Source organism: Verrucosispora sp. WMMA2044 (genome assembly GCF_027497155.1).
GTDB lineage: Bacteria > Actinomycetota > Actinomycetes > Mycobacteriales > Micromonosporaceae > Micromonospora > Micromonospora palythoicola.
Genome location: NZ_CP114913.1, coordinates 50714 through 68132 on the forward strand (window position 1 = coordinate 50714; position 17419 = coordinate 68132).

Below are 17419 nucleotides of genomic sequence, written 5' to 3' on the forward strand. Positions count from 1 at the left end.
GATGCTCACCACCCGCGGTCTGACCTGGCGGATCGGTGAGGTGTCCATCGTCGACTCCGTCTACCTGGACCTGGCACCCGGGGAGTTCCTCGGTGTGATCGGTCCGAACGGCGCCGGCAAGACCTCACTGTTCAACCTGATCACCGGCCTGCGCCGGGCCACCGAAGGCCGGGTGACCCTGGACGGCAGGGACATTTCCGACCTGCCGCCGTACCGGCGGGCCCGACTGGGCCTGGGCCGTACCTTCCAGGCGTCCTCGGTGTTCGGCTCGCTGAGCGTGCGGGAGAACGTCCGGCTCGCCGTGCAGGCACACCGCGGGGGTTCGCTCAAGTTGTGGCGGCGGGCGGCGGCCGACCGGGAGGTCGCCGCCGCCGCCGACGCGGCGCTCGACCGGGTCGGCCTGGCCCACCGGGGTACGGCGTTGGCCGGCACCCTCGCCCACGGCGAAAAGCGGAAGCTGGAGATCGCCCTGCTGCTGGCCGGTGAGCCACGGGTGATGCTGCTCGACGAGCCGATGGCCGGGGTCAGCGCCGAGGACGTGCCGGAACTGGTCCAGGTGATCCGCTCGTTGACCGGGGACAGCGGCCGGGCGGTGCTGATGGTAGAGCACCACATGGACGTGATCCTCGAACTGGCCGACCGGATCGCCGTGATGCACCACGGCGCGCTGCTGGCCTGCGACACACCGGAGACGGTGATGGCCAACCCGACAGTTCAAGAGGCCTACCTCGGGGAGTCGCTGTGAGCGAGCCCGTACTGACCGTGGAGAACCTGTCGGTCCGGATCGCCGGGCTGCACATCCTCCAGGGAGTGTCGTTCACGGTCGCGCCGACCGGGGTCACCGTGCTGCTCGGCCGCAACGGGGTCGGCAAGACCACCACGCTGCGCGCCGTCGTGGGGCTGACCCCACGGAACGGGGAGGTGCGCGGCACGGTCCGGACGGGCGCGCAGAGCCTGCTGTCCCAGCGGACCCATCGCCTGGTCCGCGGCGGGCTCGGCTACGTGCCGGAGGACCGCTGCGTCTTCGCCGGGCTCACCGTCGCGGAGAACCTGCGGCTCGCCGAGCGGCGCGGCACCCGCCCGGCGTACGACCGGGTGTTCGCCCTCTTCCCCGAGCTGGACCGGCGTTCCCGGCAGCGGGCCGGCTCGCTCTCCGGCGGGCAGCAGCAGATGCTCGCCATCGGCCGGGTGCTGCTCAACGACAACCGGCTGCTGCTCGTCGACGAGCCGACCAAGGGGTTGGCGCCGAAGGTGGTGACCGAGGTGGCCGAGGTGCTGGAACGGGTCGCGGAGTCCGTGCCGGTGCTGCTGGTCGAGCAGAACCTGGCCGTGGTCCGGCGGTTGGCCCGCGACGCGGTGGTGCTCGCCGCCGGGCGGGTCGCCTGGACCGGCGACGCCCAGGAGTTGTTGTTGGAGACCGCGCTGACCCGGTCCCTGCTCGGCGTCGGCTCGGCAGAGGGCCACCAGCACGCCGCGGTGGCGACCGCCGATCACCCGGCCGCGGCGGCCCCGGAGGACGGTAGCTGATGGACGCGATCATTCTGTTGACGCTCACCGGTCTAGGCTTGGCCGCCCTCTACTTCCTGGTCGCCTCCGGACTGTCGCTGGTCTTCGGCCTGGCCGACGTGCTCAATTTCGCCCACGGGCTCTTCCTCGGCGTCGGCGCGTACGCCACCTGGTGGGCGGCGGGGAACCTGCCCGGTGCCGGCCCGGACGGGCTCGGGTTCGTGGTCGCGGTCGCCTTCGGGGTGGCCGCCGGCACGCTGGTGGCGGTGCTTGTCGAGCTGGTGCTGATCCGGCCGCTCTACTCGCGCACCATCGAGCAGGTGCTGGTCACCGTCGGCCTCTCGCTGGCCGGTGTGGCGCTGTTGCAGGCCACCTGGGGTGCGGACGCCCGACCGTTCCCGCGCCCGGCCTGGACCCGCGAGGTGACCTCGATCTTCGGCGCGCAGGTGCCCAACGGCGGACTGCTGCTCATCGTCGCCGCGGCGCTGGTGCTCGGCGCGATCCTCGCCTTCCTCCGCTGGACCCGCTACGGCCTGATCATTCGGGCCGGGGTGGAGAACCGGGAGATGGTGACCGCGCTGGGCATCGACGTACGCAAGGCGTTCACCCTGGTCTTCGCCATCGGCGGGGCAGCGGCGGCGCTGGCCGGGGCGCTGGGCAGCGTCTACTTCGGCACCGTCTCGCCGCAGCAGGGCGGCTCGTTGCTGATCTTCGCGTTCATCGTGGTGGTCATCGGCGGCATGGGCTCGGTGGTCGGGTCCGCGTACGCGGCGGTCGCGGTCGGGCTGCTGCAACAGTTCGTCAACTACTACGGCACCTCCGGGCTGGGTGACATCTGCGTGGTGGCGCTGCTGGCCGTGGTGCTGCTGCTGCGCCCGCAGGGCATCGCCGGGAAGGCGGTTACGGCATGACCGAGGTCAAGAGTCCCGAAGTTCCCGCGCCGCCGGCGGCGGTGCCCGACGAGTTGACCGAGCAACCGGGCCGTTGGAGTCGGCTCCGGCCGTTTCTGCCGCTGGTCGCGCTGGCGGTGGCGCTGATCCTGCCGTACTCGACGCTGCACCTGCCCGGCATCTTCGAGGGCGCGCTGAACTCGCCGGGCACCCTGCAACTGCTCGCCGTGTGTCTGGTCTTCGGCGGGCTGGCAGCCGGGTACGACCTGCTGTTCGGGCGTACCGGAATGCTCTCCTTCGGCCACGCCCTCTACTTCGCCGCCGGTGTCTACGGCACCGACATCCTGATCACCCGGGTCGGGTTGCCGCTGTGGCAGGCCGCGCCGCTGGCCATCGTCGGCGGGACCATCCTCGCCGGCCTGCTCGGTGCGGTGGCGCTGCGTACGGTCGGTATCGCCTTCGCCATGGTGACGCTGGCCTTCGCGCAGGTCGGCGCGATCCTGGTGGCCCGGGACTTCGGTGGGCTCACCGGCGGTGAGGAGGGGCTGCCGTTGGACGTCAGCGGGCTGCCGGACGGGCTGGTCGGGGTCACCAACACGGTCAACCTGTACTGGTTGGCGTTGGCCTATCTCGTGGTGGTGGTCCTCGTGGTGCACCGGGTCAGTGGCTCGCCGACCGGGCGGGTGCTGGCCGGGCTGCGCGACGACGAGCGTCGCATCGGCGTGCTCGGGCTGGACCCGTACCGGTTCAAGCTGGTCGCCTTCACCCTGGCCGGTGGTCTCGCGGCGGCGGGCGGGGTGGTCTACTGCCTGATCGTCGGCGGTGCCTCGCCGCACATCACCAGCAGCGAACTGACCCTGTCGCTGCTGGTGATGGTGGTCCTCGGCGGGCCGGGTACCCGGTGGGGCCCGGTGCTGGGCGGCATCCTCTACATGTACCTCGACCACCGACTGGTGTCGTTCGGCACCTCCGACGCGGTGAACGCGCTGCCGGCGTTCCTCAGCCGGCCGCTGTCCCAGCCGCTGTTCGTGCTCGGCACGGTCTTCATCCTGGCCGTCTACTTCTTCCCCGGCGGCCTGGCCAGCCTCGCTCCTCGGCTGGCTCTGCTCCGCGACTCCCTGCGTCCCGGCACCCGACGCCAGGGTTGATCACGAGGTCGGCGGGGCGGCACAACGGCGTGTCGTCCCGCTAACCTCGTGATCGGTGGCCCGGACCAGCACTGTGGTCCGGGCCGGCCCGGCGTCCGGGCGGCCACCCTCTCGCTACGGCACAGCGGTGACGGGTCCGGACGGTCGCGTACGGGGCAAGCGGTGACGGGGAGGACGGCATGAGCGAGCGGTTGGCCGTGGTCAGCGGCGGTGGTACGGGGATCGGGGCGGCCGTGGCGCGGGCGCTCGTCGTGGACGGGTGTTCGGTGCTCGTCGTGGGCCGGCGCGCGGAGGTGCTCACGGCGACGGTCGAGCGGATCGGCGCCGAATCCGGCCGTCCCGAAGCGATCCGGGCCGTCACGGCCGACCTCACCGACCCCGACCAGGTGGTCAAGGTGGTCGAGACGGTCGACGGTCGGCCGGTCGACGTGCTGGTGAACAACGCCGGCGGCTACCACAGCGCGGACAGCGCCACGCTCGCCGGGATCGCCGCGAACTGGCGGGCGACCCTGGACACCAACGTGCTCACCGCCGTACTGCTCACCGAGGCGCTGCGACCGGCGCTGCGTCGGCCCGGCGGGCGGGTGATCCTGGTCAGCTCCATCGCCGCGCAGCGCGGTGGTGGCGACGCGTACTCGGCGGCGAAGGCGGCGCTGCACGGCTGGGCGTACAGCCTCGCCGCGCAGCTCGGGCCGGACCAGGTCACGGTCAACGTGGTCAGCCCGGGCTACGTGGCGGAGACCGAGTTCTTCGCCGGCCGGATGACCCCGGAGGGCCACGCGCAGCGGGTGGCCGCGACCCTGGTCGGCCGGGCCGGGGTGCCGGACGACGTCGCCGAGTCGGTGCGCTACCTGGCCAGCCCCGCCGCCGGCTACGTCACCGGCCAGGTGCTCGGGGTCAACGGCGGATCGGTGCTCGGTCGCTGACCGGTCAGTCGTTGAGCATGTCGTACGCGGCGGAAGGGGCCGGCTGGGCCTGCTCCTCGGTGAACGCGACGACCGCTGGCGCCGTACCGAAGTCGTAGTACTCGACCACGTACTCGGATGCCTTCTTCTTGCCGGCGGCCGGAATCTCCAGCGTCAGCGAGGACAGGTTGCCGTCCGCGCCGACCACCGCGCTGAGCGGGAGCTGCCCGTCGGCGTCGCCGAGCGCGGCCAGGGCATCCGCCAGCTCCGGCACGGCGGACAGGTCCACCAAGCCGGTGTACGTCCCGGGCTCACCGGCCTGGACGTCGGTGGCCGCGCGGATGATCGCGTCGGCGTTGCCCGGGTCGGTGCCCTCGTAGGTGGGCAGCGAGTCCGGCCCCTCGATCTTCGCCGGATCCAGCTCCATCCACTTGGTGGGCAGCTTCATCAGCTTCTGGATGTCCTTGGCGCCCTTGAAGTTGACCTTCATCCAGGTGCGTGACTCGACCATCCGGAAGGACATCTCCAGCGTGAAGTCCTTGTCCTTGGTGACGGTGTCGATGTCCATGCCCCGGTTCGCCGGATCGACCACCCCGGAGACGTCGCCCGAGGAGTCGCTGGTGGTGAAGCGGAAGGCCGGGTCCTGCTCACCGGGCACGGCCGCCAGCAACTCCTGCTTCGGGTCCGGTGGTGGGGGAGCCGCTTGCGGGGTGGCCTCGTCGTCGCAGCCGGCAACCAGGGTCGCGGCCATCAGGGCGGCGGCCACGGCCGCGAGACGGCGGGTCGTGGCGGTGGTGCCGGTTCGCTGAGTCATCTCGTCTCTCTCTCGGGTATCGAACGGGAATGGTAGAGCACACTCCCGGACGCGGCCGGGCTCTGCTGCTGCGGCGCTGGTAGAAACGTCGGATGGGCCAGGAACGGACGGCGGTACGGCAGCGGGCCGAGGCGGTGTTGCGGCGGCTGGCCGGCACGCAGGCCCGGCTGCGCGAGGACCAGTGGCGGGCGATCGAGGCGCTGGTGGTGGACCGGCGCCGGGTGCTCTGCGTGCAGCGCACCGGGTGGGGCAAGTCGGCCGTGTACTTCGTGGCGACCGCGTTGCTGCGCGCCCGCGACGGTCAGGGCGGCGGGACCGAACCCACCGGCCCGACGGTCATCGTCTCGCCGTTGCTGGCCCTGATGCGTAACCAGGTCGACGCCGCGGCCCGGGCCGGCATCCGGGCCCGCACCATCAACTCGGCGAACCTGGACGAGTGGGACGCCATCACCGCCGAGATCCACGCCGGCACGGTGGACGTGTTGCTGATCAGTCCGGAACGGCTCAACAACCCGGACTTCCGGGACACCGTGCTGCCGAAACTGGCCGCCACCACCGGTCTGCTGGTCGTCGACGAGGCACACTGCGTGTCGGACTGGGGGCACGACTTCCGGCCGGACTACCGCCGGCTGCGTACCTTCCTCGGCAACCTGCCCGACCACACCCCGGTGCTGGCGACGACCGCCACCGCCAACGCCCGGGTGACCCGGGACGTGGCCGAGCAACTGGGCACCGAACCGAGCACCGCGACCGGGCCGCGACCGGACGTCCTGGTGCTGCGCGGCAGCCTGGACCGGGAGTCGCTGCGGTTGGGCGTGCTCGACCTGCCGAGCCCGGCGCACCGGCTCGGTTGGCTCGCCGACCATCTCGATCAGCTCCCCGGTTCCGGCATCGTCTACACGTTGACGGTGGCCTCGGCGACCGAGACCGCCGAGTTCCTCCGCTCGCGCGGCTGGGCGGTGGCCGCGTACACCGGGCAGGCTGAGGACGCCGACCGCCGCGCCGCCGAGCAGGACCTGCTGGACAACAAGATCAAAGCCCTGGTCGCCACCAGCGCGCTCGGCATGGGCTTCGACAAACCGGACCTCGGCTTCGTCGTGCACCTCGGCGCGCCGCCGTCACCCATCGCGTACTACCAGCAGGTCGGCCGGGCCGGGCGGGCCGTCGAACACGCCGAGGTGCTGCTGCTGCCCGGTGCCGAGGACGCGGCGATCTGGCGGTACTTCGCCTCGTTGGCCTTTCCGCCGGAGGAGCAGGTCCGCGCGGTGCTGGCCGCGCTGCACACCGACCGGCCGCTGTCCACGCAGGCCCTGGAACCCCTGGTGGATCTGCGTCGGGCCCGGCTGGAGCTGATGCTCAAGGTGCTCGACGTGGATGGCGCGGTCCGCCGGGTACGCGGCGGCTGGCTCGCCACCGGCTCGCCCTGGACCTACGACGAGGCCCGGTTGCGCCGCGTTGCCGCCGCCCGTACCGCCGAACAACAGGCCATGGTCGAGTACGCGGCGACCACCGGCTGCCGGATGCGTTACCTGCGGGAATGCCTCGACGACGTGGATGCGGTGGACTGCGGCCGGTGCGACCGCTGCGCCGGGCCCCTGCTCGCGTCCGAGGTGTCGGAGGCCGCGTTGAGCGCCGCGCAGACCTTCCTCGGCCGCCCCGGCGTGCAGCTCGCGCCGAAGAAGCTCTGGCCGACCGGGTTGGAGTCGGTGGGCGTACCGCTGAAGGGGCGCATCGCCCCGGCGGAGCAGGCGCTGCCGGGCCGGGCCGTCGGCCGGCTGTCGGACCTCGGCTGGGGTGGCCGGCTGCGCGGGCTGGTCGGGCCCGGCGCACCGGACGGCCCAGTGCCCGACGACGTGGCCGCCGCCGTCGTCGAGGTGCTCAAGGCGTGGGCGCACGGTGACGACCCCTGGCCGGACCGGCCGGTCGGGGTGGTCGCGGTGGGCTCCCGGACCCACCCGGCGCTTGTCGGTTCGCTGGCCGAGCGGATCGCCGCCGTCGGCCGGCTGCCGCTGCTGGGCCAGGTGGTCCCCGCCGGGTCGGTGGCCGCCGACGGTCCCCGTGGCAACAGCGCGCAGCGGGTACGCGCCCTGCACGGCACCCTCACCGTCCCCGCCGACCTCGCCGCCGCCGTCGCCGACCTGGGCGGCCCGGTGCTGCTGGTGGACGACCTGGTCGACTCCGGCTGGACCATGACGTTGGCGGCCCGGGAACTCCGCCGAGCCGGTGCTGCCGGCGTGCTGCCGCTGGCGCTCGCCCTCGCCGCCTGAGGGTGCGACCGGAACCACGATCGGGTCGGCTCGCCAGGTGCCCGATCAACGCGGCGGTACGGTGGGCCCATGGCTGACCAGGCACCCGACGCGCCCGCGCTCGGGTCGGTGCGCACCGCCGAGCGACACGCCGCCGGCCAGGCCCCCGGCGTGGCTCCGGTAGCCGGCCAGGCGCCTGCCACGGCCTCGGCGGTACCGGATCGCGCCACGCTGCGGTTGGCCCTGGTGGTCGGCGGGCTGGTGCTGGCGGTGCTGCTCGGATTCGGGCTCGGGCGGATCAACGGTGGTGGTGAACCCACGGCGGCAAGCGGCACCGGCAGCGCGCTGGCCGAGCACCCCCACGCCCCCGGCGCCGGCGCGCACTCGCACGGCGCCGACCAGGACGCGGCGGCCGAGGCCGGCGGTCTGGCGGTCAGCCGGGACGGATACACGCTGACCCCACTGGCCGACGAGTTCACCCTCGGGCAGGCCGGTGAACTGCGGTTCCAGATCCGGGACGGGCAGCGCCGGACGGTCACCCGGTTCGCTGTCGTGCACGACAAGCCGATGCACGTGATCGTGGTGCGGCGGGACCTGTCCGGGTACCAGCACCTGCATCCGACCATGGCGGTGGACGGCACCTGGTCGGTCCCGCTGACGCTGCCGTCGCCCGGCGTCTGGCGCGCGTACGCCGACTTCACCGCCGTCGCCGACGACGGCCGGCAGACGGCGACCACGCTCGGGGTGGACCTGGTCGCGCCGGGCGACTACACGCCCCGTGACCTGCCCGGCCCGGCGACCACGACCAGGGTCGACGAGTTCACCGTCGAGTACCGGGGCGCTCCGCAGCCCGGGCTCACCGTGCCGGTCGACTTCCGGATCACCGGGGCGGACGGCGTGGGCCCGACGCTGGAGCGCTACCTCGGTGCGTACGGCCACCTCGTCGCCCTGCGCCAGGGTGACCTCGGCTACCTGCACGTGCACCCGGAGGCGGAACTTGTCGACGGCGCGATCCGGTTCTGGCTCACCACACCAGCGCCCGGGCGGTACCGGCTCTACCTGGACTTCGCGACCGGGGGAGCGGTACGCACGGCGGAGTTCACCGTGTCGGTGTCGTAGGGCGGGTCAGCCCGCCGTCCGACGCATCGGGGTGGTGGTGGGATCCGAGGGCCGGCGGATCGGCCGGCGGGCGAGGTAGCGCAGCAGGTCGCGGATGTGGTGCTTCTCCTCCGCCGGCACCGCCGGATCCGCCAACCGTTGCAGGATCACCCGCACGTCGGCCTCCACCGGGCCGTCGTCGCCACGCCGCCACGGCCCGGAGCCCGCGTCGGGCAGACCGAGGGCGCGGAAGGCCGCCGCGACCGGCAGGTCGAGCGCCGCGCAGAAGCTGCGGACCTTGGCCAGTTCGGGGTAGTCCTGCCAGTCGCCGGCGAGCCAGCGGAAGACGGTCGAGCGACCGACGCCGGTGTGGGCGGCCAGGTCGGTGACGGTCCAGCCGCGCTCCTCGCGGGCGTCGTCGATGGCACGGCGCACGAAACGCGCGAAGGCCATCTGCGGCGAAACCTCTGCCGAACCCATCCGGTGGGTCTTCCCTCCCGACCGGCACCCGTCGGTGCGCTCTTCGAGAGTAGTACGGGAACGTTGCCGAACAATTGACTGATCGACCAGACGATTTCGGTGGCGGACGGCGATTCCGTCACATCGTCGGCGGCAGTTGCGTGAGCAGCGTCTCCAGCCGGGGGTTGAGCTGCCACTGGGTGACCAGGTCCCGGTACTCCGCGCGCTGGGCGGCGGTCGGTTCGGCGCCGGTCCGGCGGGCCCGGATGAGCAGGTTCCGCGGGGTGTGCGCGGAGTCGACGAACTCGACCACCTCGGCCCGGTAGCCGTGCAGGCGCAGCAACCCGGCACGCAGCGCGTCGGTGAGGACGTCCGCGAAGCGCTCCCGCAGGATGCCCTGCCGGGTCAGCAGGTCGTACGGGGGCGGGGCCGGCCGGGTACGCAGCTGCGCCGCGACGTCGTGGTGGCAGCACGGCGCGGCGAGCACCCAGCGGGCGCGCCAGCCCACCGCCCGGGCCAGCGCCTCGTCGGTGGCGGTGTCGCAGGCGTGCAGCGCGAGCACCAGGTCGGGTGACGGCTCGACGGTCGCGTCGGCGATCGTGCCGGCGACGAACCGCACCCGGTCGGCCCAGCCCAGCCGCTCGGCCAGCTCGGTGTTGCGGCGGCGCTGGTCGTCGCGCACGTCCACCCCCACCAGCTCGACATCGACCCCTGTGCTGGACAGATAGCGGTACGCGGCGAAGGTCAGGTACGCGTTGCCGCAGCCCAGGTCCACCACCCGAAGTGGTCGGTCCAACTGCCCGGCCAGCCCGTCCGGCAGGGTGGCGGTCAGCGCCCGCAGGAACGCGTCCACCTGCCGTCGCTTGGCCGCCGAGCCGCCGATCTCGGCGAAGAGCGGATCGCCCGGGTCGAGCAGGTACTCCTTGCTTCGGTCGTGCCCGGCGGCGGCCGGGGCAACCGACCGGCTCGCCGTGCTGCGGTGCACCTGGGCCTCGCCCGACTTGGTCACCCGCAGTTGCAGGGTGGCGTCGGCGGTTTCCACGTGCCAGTTGCCGAACGGCTCGGCCAGCAGCGCCTCCACCGCCGCCTCGGCCTCCGGCCCGAGACTCAGGTTCCGGGTGTGCGGCCGGTCCCCGTCGGAGGTGGAGATCTGCAGCCGCTGACCGGCCTTGAGCGCGACGGGACGCAGTTCGGCCCGGACCATCGAGGGACGCTGGCCGCGTCGCCGTCCGGCCGCCACGGCCCGGGTGAGGGCCGGTCCGAGCAGCATCGAGCGGACCTCGGTCAGGGCGGAGTCCAGTGGTTCGGGCATCGCTCCATCTTCCCGGACGATTCGGCGGCATCGTCAGCTGGCAGGCGGCCACGACCCCCCGCACTGCCCATCCGCCAGCTCTGCTTCAACCGACGCACAGGTTCCGGCGGGTAGCCGGTGCGTGGAGTGAAGCAGAGCAAAGGGGGCGGACAGCAGGTACCGCCCGGGCGGCGACGGGTCGGTCAGCGGCGCTGGCCGCGCTCCGTCGCCTCGGGCGGTACGTCGTCAGTCGGTGGTCGCTTCGGCCGGCGTACCGCTGTCGGCAGCGGCACCGCGGCGGCGTCGGCGGCGGCGCGGACGCGGGGCGGCGTCGGTGGCTCCGTCCTCGCTGCGGTCGGTGGCTGCCTCGGCGGGGGTGCCGTCGACGGCCGTCGAGACGGTCTCGGCGCCCGCCACCGCCTCGCCGGCCCGGCGGCGCCGGCGACGTCGGGGGGTACGGGTGCCTTCCTCGGCGTCACTCGCGGTGGCGTCGGTCGGCGTGGTGTCCGCACCGTCCTGCCGGCGACCGCTGCCGCCGCGTCCACGGCCACCCTCACCACGGCCGCCCTCACCACGGCCACCGTCGCCGCGAGCGCGGCGGCGGGTGCCGCGCGGCTCGCCCCGCCGGGAGCGGCCACCACCCAGATCCTCCTCGACCTCGGCGGCCAACCCGGCGCGAGTGCGTTCCGCGGTGGGCAGGGTGCCGGTGATCTCAGTGGAGATGTGCAGGTCGGTGTAGAGATGCGGCGAGGTGTGGTACGTCTCCGGCGGCTCGGGCATGTCCAGGCCGAGCGTCTTGTCGATGATCCGCCAGCGGGGCATGTCGTCCCAGTCGACGAAGGTCACCGCGACCCCGCTCGCGCCGGCCCGACCGGTCCGGCCGATGCGGTGGGTGTAGGTGTCCTGGTCTTCCGGACAGTCGTAGTTGATCACGTGGGTGACGCCGCTGACGTCGATGCCCCGGGCCGCCACGTCGGTGGCGACCAGGGTGTCGATCTTCCCGGCCCGGAATGCCCGCAGGGCCCGCTCCCGGGCACCCTGCCCGAGGTCGCCGTGCACCGCCGCGACCGCGAAGCCCCGGAAGTCCAGGTCCTCGGCGACCCGGTCGGCGGCCCGCTTGGTCCGGGTGAAGATGATGGTCAGTCCACGGCTCTCCGCCTGGAGGATCCGGGCCACGATCTCGATCTTGTTCATCGAGTGGGTGCGGTAGACGAGTTGCTCCGTCTGCGGCGAGGGGCCGGTCTCGGCGGTGTGCCCGGCGTGGATCGTGATCGGGTGGCGCAGGAAGCGTCGGGACAGCGTCACGATCGGGTCCGGCATGGTCGCGGAGAAGAGCATGGTCTGCCGGTCCTCCGGCAGCATCGCCAGGATCCGCTCGACGTCGTCCAGGAAGCCGAGGTCGAGCATCCGGTCGGCCTCGTCGAGCACCAGCGCGCGCACCCCGTGCAGGCGCAGGTGCTTCTGCTTGGCCAGGTCGAGCAGGCGGCCCGGCGTGCCGACGAGAATCTCCACACCCTTGCGCAACGCCTCGATCTGCGGCTCGTACGCGACACCGCCGTAGATCGGCAGCACGCGTACGCCCCGGGTGCGGCTGGCGGCGGCGATGTCCTTGGCGACCTGGATGCCCAGCTCGCGGGTTGGTACGACGACCAGGGCCTGCGGCAGCCCGTCACCACCCTCGTCGGGTGCGAAGACCCGCTCCAGCAACGGCACGCCGAAGCCCAGCGTCTTGCCGGTGCCGGTCGGTGCCTGCCCGATCAGGTCAGCTCCGCGCAGCGCGATCGGCAGCGCGTACTCCTGGATGGCGAAGGCGCGGGTGATGCCGGCCGCGGCCAGCGCGTCGACGGTCTCGTCGCGCGCGCCGAGCTCGGCGAAGGTCGGTGCCTCCGGTCGGACCGGGGCGGTCGGGGCCAGTTCCTGGCCGTCGATGATGTCTTGAATCGGCTCACTCATGTGGATTTGGGGGTGCCCTCTCGTGGGTGCGCCCCGTCATGTCCGCAGGGCGCGTTCGGTATGGCGCGGGCCACACGGTCGGCGGCAGAGAGCCGAACGGACCGGGCCGCACGCGCGCCGTGGGTCGGACTTCGACCGGATCGGAGTTGACTCCGGCCGGATCGGCACCTACGGCAACTCCTCCATGCTACCTGAACGGGTTAAACAGCGTCCCGATTCCATGGGGGCGGGCAACGACGCAAAGGTTTGTAAGTGACCTGTATCACAAACTGTGGGCGATGGTCGGGCGATTTGGCGCGGGTCTGCCGCGCCGCCGGCGGACGGTAGCCTGCGCACGTGTCCACCCCCACTCCGCCCGGCCACGGCGTTCCGGCCGCGCCCGGTGACGCCGCGACGGTCCCGCCCGGCGACGCCGTCACCGACCTGCTCGGTCTGGTGGCCCTCGGCGAACTGCTCGCCTTCGACCGGATGGCCGCCGATGCCCGGCTCGCCCCCGACCTGCGTCGCCGGGCCGCGCTGAGTGAGATGGCCGCTGCCGAGATCACCAACTACCGGCGGCTGGCCGACCGGCTCGCCGCGCTGGGCGTGCCGCCGGACGACGCGATGGCGGCGTACGTCACACCGTTGCAGGCGTACCACGACTCGACCGAGCCCCGCGACTGGGCCGAGGCGGTCACCAAGGCGTACGTCGGTGACGCCATCACCGACGACTTCCTTCGGGAGATCGCCGCCGCCCTCGGCGAACCCGAGCGTCAACTGGTCCTCGACGTGCTGCACGAGTCGCGGTACGCGGAGTTCGCGGCCGCCGAGATCCGGCTCGCCATCGAGAACGATCCGACCGTGGCGGGCCGACTGTCGATGTGGGCCCGACGCCTGGTGGGCGAGGCGCTGTCCCAGGCGGGACGGGTCGCCGCCGCCGACCACCGGGCCCTCACCACGCTGATCGTCGCGGGTGGTCAGGTCGACGTGGCGGAACTGTTCCGGCGGCTGACCGCCGCGCACACGGCGCGGATGGTCGCCGTCGGGCTCAACAACTGAGACCGGCAACAGGAGTGCGGCGTTAAACCCCGCCCACTGATCCTGTCGCCGGTCCGTCGGAACGTCAGCGGACGGTGAAACCGACCGCTCGGGGGGACGCCTCGGCGATCTCGACGTAGGCGACCTTGCCCACCGGCACGATGATCCGCCGCCCCTTCTCGTCGGTCAGGGAGAGGGTGCCCTCGCCCCTGGCGACGGCGTCGGTCACGATCCGCTCGATCTCGGCCGGCGACTGTGCGCTCTCCAGGACCAGCTCGCGCGGCGCGTACTGCACGCCGATCTTGACCTCCACTGTGCCTCCTCCATCGGGCGAAATGGCCGCCCTGCGAAGGCTATCCGATCACAAGGTCGAAGGTCAGGCTGACTCACCTTGCAGCGGAAAGCTGGCGATGCCCCGCCAGGACAGCGCCGCCACCAACGCCTCGGCCTCGGCCTTGGGCACCTGCCGCCCACCGGCCAGCCAGAACTGTGCGGCGGTCTCGGCCGCGCCCACCAGGCCCGAGGCGAGCAGCTCGGCGTGCGCCCGGCTGACCCCTGTGTCGGAGATGATCGTGTCGGTGATCGCCGCGATGCAGCCCTGCTCGACCCGCTCCACGCGCTGCCGCACGGCCGGCTCGTTGCGCAGATCCGACTCGAAGACCAGGCGGAAGGCCTCGCTCTCGTGATCGACGAAGTCGAAGTACGCCCGCACCGACGCGCTGACCCGCTCCTTGTTGTCGGTGGTGCTCGCCATGGCGTCGTGCACCTTGGCGACGATCGCGTCACAGTGCGTGTCGAGCAGCGCCAGATAGAGCTCCATCTTGCCGGGGAAGTGCTGGTACAGCACCGGCTTGGAGACCCCGGCCCGCTCGGCGATGTCGTCCATGGCCGCAGCGTGGTAGCCCTGCGCGACGAACACCTCCTGAGCAGCGGCAAGTAGCTGCTTGCGGCGCGCCGAACGGGGCAGGCGCGTGGGTCGGCCGGCGGTCTGGGCGCCGTTCCCCACAGCGGTCATGGGAACCTCCGAGGTTGTCGTACGGGCCGGCATATCACCCGAACCGGTCGGGGCCACTCGGCCCTTCGCGGAATTGGCCCGCCGCTGTAACTTATCGCCACTGTCGCCACACGGTAGCCTCAGCGGGGGCGACCAAGGAGCGCGCGGTGAGTGAAACAGGGCAACCCGGTGCCGCCACCCCGGGAGAGCACGGCGACGGGACGGGTCAGCGCGATGACCTGGCCCGATCCGGCAACGGGTGGTCGGCGTCCCCGGTCGACTGGTCGTGGGGCCCCGAGGTCGTGCCTGGCTCCGACGTGACCGGTTCGCGGTCGGAGTCTCCGTCCGGTTGGGCCACCGCCTCGTCACGCCACGCCGACCTGCCCGCTCCCGTCGGTGAGCAGGCGGAGCCCGAGCGGCCCGTCCGGGTCAACGGCAACCACGTCAACGGCCACCAGCCGAACGGCGCGCCCGTCGCCGACCAGTCGACCGGTGGCCGGCACGTCCCGGTCAGCGCGCCACCCGGCCTGCGCGGGCCGGCCCAGGATGCGGGCAAGGACCGCCTCGTCGTGCCGGCGCCTCGTCCGGTGCCCTCCGGCGAACAGCCAGGCACCGCCGGAACCGGTCGGCCGACCTCGTCGCCCCCGGCCGTGCAGGTGCCGCCGGTCGGCACCGCCCCCTCCGGCTTCGAGATGCCACCCGGCCTGCACGCACCCTCCGCCGAACGGTCCGCCGACGGCTGGCAGCACGGCTGGGACGACGCTCTTCGGCCGGAGCCGGCCGGTAAGCCCTGGCCGACCGCGCCCGCCGCCGATCCGGCGGCCGGGCCGGCTGACCGCCCTGCGGTCGACGGCACCGACCAGCCCGGCCGCTGGCCGGCCGCGTCGGGCGGCACCGACCAGCCGGCCGGCTGGTCGCCTGCCGAACCGCCCGTCGGTGGCCCGGACCGGCCCACCTGGGCCCAGCCCGACCCGGTCCGCGACTGGGCGCCACCGTGGGCGCGGGACGAGGACGCCCCCACCGACCGTCGGTCCCGTGAGGCGTCGGCCCGGAACTGGGCCAGCGAGCCCAGCCGCCCGTACGAGCCGCTCCGCGCCGAGGCGACGCGACCGTACGAGCCGGTTCGCGCGGAACGGCCCCGGCCGTACGAACCCCGTCGCGACGCCGAGCCTGATCCGGAAGGGCAGCCGCCCATCGGGCCCGACCCGGCGAACCAGCCGGCGGTCGTCGATCCGACCAGCGGCCCTCCGGACTCGCCGCGTCCCACCTGGGCGCGCTCAGCCGACCTGCCGCCGGCCGCTGAGCGTCCGTCCTGGGCGCTGCCGTCCGCCAGCGACGATCCGACCAGCCCACCGTCGGCCCCCCAACGTCCGTCGTGGGCGCGGTCGCCCGAGGTGCCGCCGGCGGCGGAGCGTCCGTCATGGGCGTTGCCGCCGGTCAGCGGTGCGCCGGCCAACGAGGGCCCGCCCTGGGGTACCCGGAACGAGGATGCGCCGCCGTGGGGCAACCGGTCCGGCGGCCCGCCGGCCGACGAGCGGCTGCCGTGGGCGCTGCGCCCGGCCAGTTCCCCGCCGGCCGGTACGCCGTCCGGCGCCGCCGATCCGACGAGCGCCCCACCGGCCGCGGCCCGGCCGCTCGCCCCTACCTCCGGCGTACCGCAGCCGACCGGTCCGAGCCGGCGGGAGACAACCGAGCCCGGCCCGACGCCGCCGGTCGCCGAGGCCCGGTCGGCCGGCGATCCTCCGGGGTACCGACCGTTCCGGCTGCGGCCGGTTCCGGACGAGCCGGCACCCGCGCCCGCCCCGGTCTCCGCGCCGCCGGATCCAACCACCACCGGGACAGCCCCGCCCGGCGAGATCCCGGGTGCGTCCGATCGCCGCGAACGCACCCCCTCTGCGCCCGTCCCGACGAGCGCAGCCCCCTATGCGGCACGCCGATCCGCGCCCGATCCGGTCCCGCCGACCGAGCCGGCCGGCGACCGTTCGCGGGACAGCACCACGGCGGTGTTGCCGCAGCGCGTCCCCGCCGAACCGGACGTGCCCGTCGTGCCGGAGCCGCCAGCTGTGGAGCCACCCGCCGAAACCCCGGAACTAGCCCGGATCGCCACTCATCTTCGCCGTGACGACGAGCCGGCCCCGCTGCGGGACCGGCCGGAGGGCTTCGACGTCAACGCGATCCTCGCCGCCGTTCGCGGCGTCGAGGGCGTACGCGACGCCGCCCTGCGGCGTACCCCCGCCGGAGCGCACAGCCTCCGCCTCGACCTCGCTGACGGTGCCGACCCGGCCGAGGTGAGCCGACATGTCGCCCGGTTGTTGCAGGAGCGGATGGGACTGGCTGCGGCACCTCGCGGCCTACCCGGAGTTCCCGCCGTGCCGGTGCGTCGGCGCGCCACGGAGAGCCGGAGCGAGGCGGGTGAGACCCGCCCGTCCGCGGAGCCGCGGCGCCCGTCCGCCAGACCCGGCGGCACCCGGACGGAGACTCCGCCGAGCCGGCCGGAGACGGTGCCGGAAACCACCCGGCGGCGCCGGCAGTCACCGGCACCGAACCGGGGTCGGGCGGTCGTCGACGAGCCGGGTGCGTCCGGCAGCCCGGCGACCCTCGGTGCGTCCTACTCCGGCGGGCAACTCACCACGACCGAGTCCGCGCCGTCGCGACCGCTGGACACCGGTGGGGCGCCGGGCCCCCGGGTGGTGCTCGACCACGTCCAGGTGAGCACGTTCGGGCTCGACGCCAATGTCGAGGTCCGGCTGGTCGCGGGCGACCGGAACGCCTCGGGGTACGCCACCGGGCCCGCCGTGGACGGCTTCGTGCTGCGGTTGTGCGGGGTCGCGGCGGCGGCGGCGATCGACGAGCTGCTCTACGCCGCCGGTCCCACGGCGGAACGTGGCCGGTGTTTCGTGGAGCACGCCGCGGTGGTGCCGTTCGGCAACTGCGAGGTGGCCACCGTGGTGGTGCTGCTGGTCTGCGACGGGTGGGTCGAGCAGTTGGCCGGGTCCGCTCTGGTGGCCGGCGATCCCCGGCAGGCGGTGGTGCGGGCGACCCTGGCCGCGGTCAACCGTCGACTGGAGGCGCTGCTGGCGTGAGCCGTTCCAGGCAAA

Annotated in this window: 15 protein-coding genes; 9 read left to right on the top strand and 6 right to left on the bottom strand. The window is 73.5% G+C overall.

Going from position 1 to position 17419, the window contains the following annotated elements; translation table 11 throughout:
- Nucleotide 1 precedes the first annotated feature (1 nt).
- From O3597_RS00235 to O3597_RS00255, 5 genes are all read left to right on the top strand, one after another.
- Nucleotides 2-745: an ABC transporter ATP-binding protein gene (locus O3597_RS00235; RefSeq protein WP_281602952.1), complete on the top strand. Its 744-nt coding sequence runs from the start codon at nucleotides 2-4 to the stop codon at nucleotides 743-745.
- Nucleotides 742-1527, top strand: coding sequence for an ABC transporter ATP-binding protein (locus tag O3597_RS00240; protein ID WP_164448440.1), 786 nt, complete (start codon nucleotides 742-744; stop codon nucleotides 1525-1527). The genes O3597_RS00235 and O3597_RS00240 overlap by 4 nt, the downstream gene beginning before the upstream one ends.
- Entirely contained in the window at nucleotides 1527-2417 is an 891-nt protein-coding gene (locus tag O3597_RS00245; protein ID WP_164448439.1) for a branched-chain amino acid ABC transporter permease, read from the top strand. The genes O3597_RS00240 and O3597_RS00245 overlap by 1 nt, the downstream gene beginning before the upstream one ends.
- Nucleotides 2414-3544 (top strand): branched-chain amino acid ABC transporter permease, encoded by a 1131-nt coding sequence (locus tag O3597_RS00250; RefSeq protein ID WP_164448438.1) that lies wholly within the window; start codon nucleotides 2414-2416, stop codon nucleotides 3542-3544. Before O3597_RS00245 ends, O3597_RS00250 begins: the two co-directional genes overlap by 4 nt.
- A 179-nt stretch (nucleotides 3545-3723) precedes the next feature.
- Nucleotides 3724-4470 (top strand): SDR family oxidoreductase, encoded by a 747-nt coding sequence (locus tag O3597_RS00255; protein ID WP_281602953.1) that lies wholly within the window; start codon nucleotides 3724-3726, stop codon nucleotides 4468-4470.
- 4 nt (nucleotides 4471-4474) lie between these two features.
- On the opposite strand, the gene O3597_RS00260 is transcribed toward O3597_RS00255, so the two are convergent.
- The gene (locus O3597_RS00260; RefSeq protein ID WP_164448436.1) at nucleotides 4475-5263 is read right to left on the bottom strand and encodes a hypothetical protein; all 789 of its coding nucleotides are present in this window, start codon (nucleotides 5261-5263) and stop codon (nucleotides 4475-4477) included.
- Between the two features lie 92 nt (nucleotides 5264-5355).
- Between O3597_RS00260 and O3597_RS00265 the strand changes: the two genes are divergently transcribed.
- Both O3597_RS00265 and O3597_RS00270 read left to right on the top strand, forming a co-directional pair.
- The gene (locus tag O3597_RS00265) at nucleotides 5356-7530 is read left to right on the top strand and encodes a DEAD/DEAH box helicase (RefSeq protein WP_281602954.1); all 2175 of its coding nucleotides are present in this window, start codon (nucleotides 5356-5358) and stop codon (nucleotides 7528-7530) included.
- Between the two features lie 69 nt (nucleotides 7531-7599).
- Entirely contained in the window at nucleotides 7600-8628 is a 1029-nt protein-coding gene (locus O3597_RS00270; RefSeq protein WP_281602955.1) for a hypothetical protein, read from the top strand.
- Nucleotides 8629-8634: 6 nt separating this feature from the next.
- Here O3597_RS00270 and O3597_RS00275 read toward each other — a convergent pair whose 3' ends face one another.
- The 3 genes from O3597_RS00275 to O3597_RS00285 form a co-directional block, all read right to left on the bottom strand.
- Complete coding sequence (locus O3597_RS00275; RefSeq protein ID WP_210829788.1) at nucleotides 8635-9087, bottom strand: helix-turn-helix domain-containing protein; 453 nt, start codon at nucleotides 9085-9087, stop codon at nucleotides 8635-8637.
- Nucleotides 9088-9205: 118 nt separating this feature from the next.
- Entirely contained in the window at nucleotides 9206-10378 is a 1173-nt protein-coding gene (locus O3597_RS00280; protein WP_281602956.1) for an SAM-dependent methyltransferase, read from the bottom strand.
- A 225-nt stretch (nucleotides 10379-10603) separates the two neighbouring features.
- The gene (locus O3597_RS00285; RefSeq protein ID WP_281602957.1) at nucleotides 10604-12310 is read right to left on the bottom strand and encodes a DEAD/DEAH box helicase; all 1707 of its coding nucleotides are present in this window, start codon (nucleotides 12308-12310) and stop codon (nucleotides 10604-10606) included.
- Between the two features lie 336 nt (nucleotides 12311-12646).
- Here O3597_RS00285 and O3597_RS00290 point away from each other — a divergent pair, with 336 nt between their 5' ends.
- Nucleotides 12647-13348, top strand: coding sequence for a ferritin-like fold-containing protein (locus O3597_RS00290; protein WP_281602958.1), 702 nt, complete (start codon nucleotides 12647-12649; stop codon nucleotides 13346-13348).
- Nucleotides 13349-13412: 64 nt separating this feature from the next.
- On the opposite strand, the gene O3597_RS00295 is transcribed toward O3597_RS00290, so the two are convergent.
- Entirely contained in the window at nucleotides 13413-13640 is a 228-nt protein-coding gene (locus tag O3597_RS00295; RefSeq protein ID WP_099849490.1) for a DUF3107 domain-containing protein, read from the bottom strand.
- 63 nt (nucleotides 13641-13703) lie between these two features.
- Nucleotides 13704-14342: a TetR/AcrR family transcriptional regulator gene (locus tag O3597_RS00300; RefSeq protein WP_131302398.1), complete on the bottom strand. Its 639-nt coding sequence runs from the start codon at nucleotides 14340-14342 to the stop codon at nucleotides 13704-13706.
- A gap of 146 nt (nucleotides 14343-14488) precedes the next feature.
- On the opposite strand from O3597_RS00300, the gene O3597_RS00305 reads away from it, so the two are divergent.
- The gene (locus tag O3597_RS00305; RefSeq protein ID WP_281602959.1) at nucleotides 14489-17404 is read left to right on the top strand and encodes a hypothetical protein; all 2916 of its coding nucleotides are present in this window, start codon (nucleotides 14489-14491) and stop codon (nucleotides 17402-17404) included.
- Nucleotides 17405-17419 lie beyond the last annotated feature (15 nt).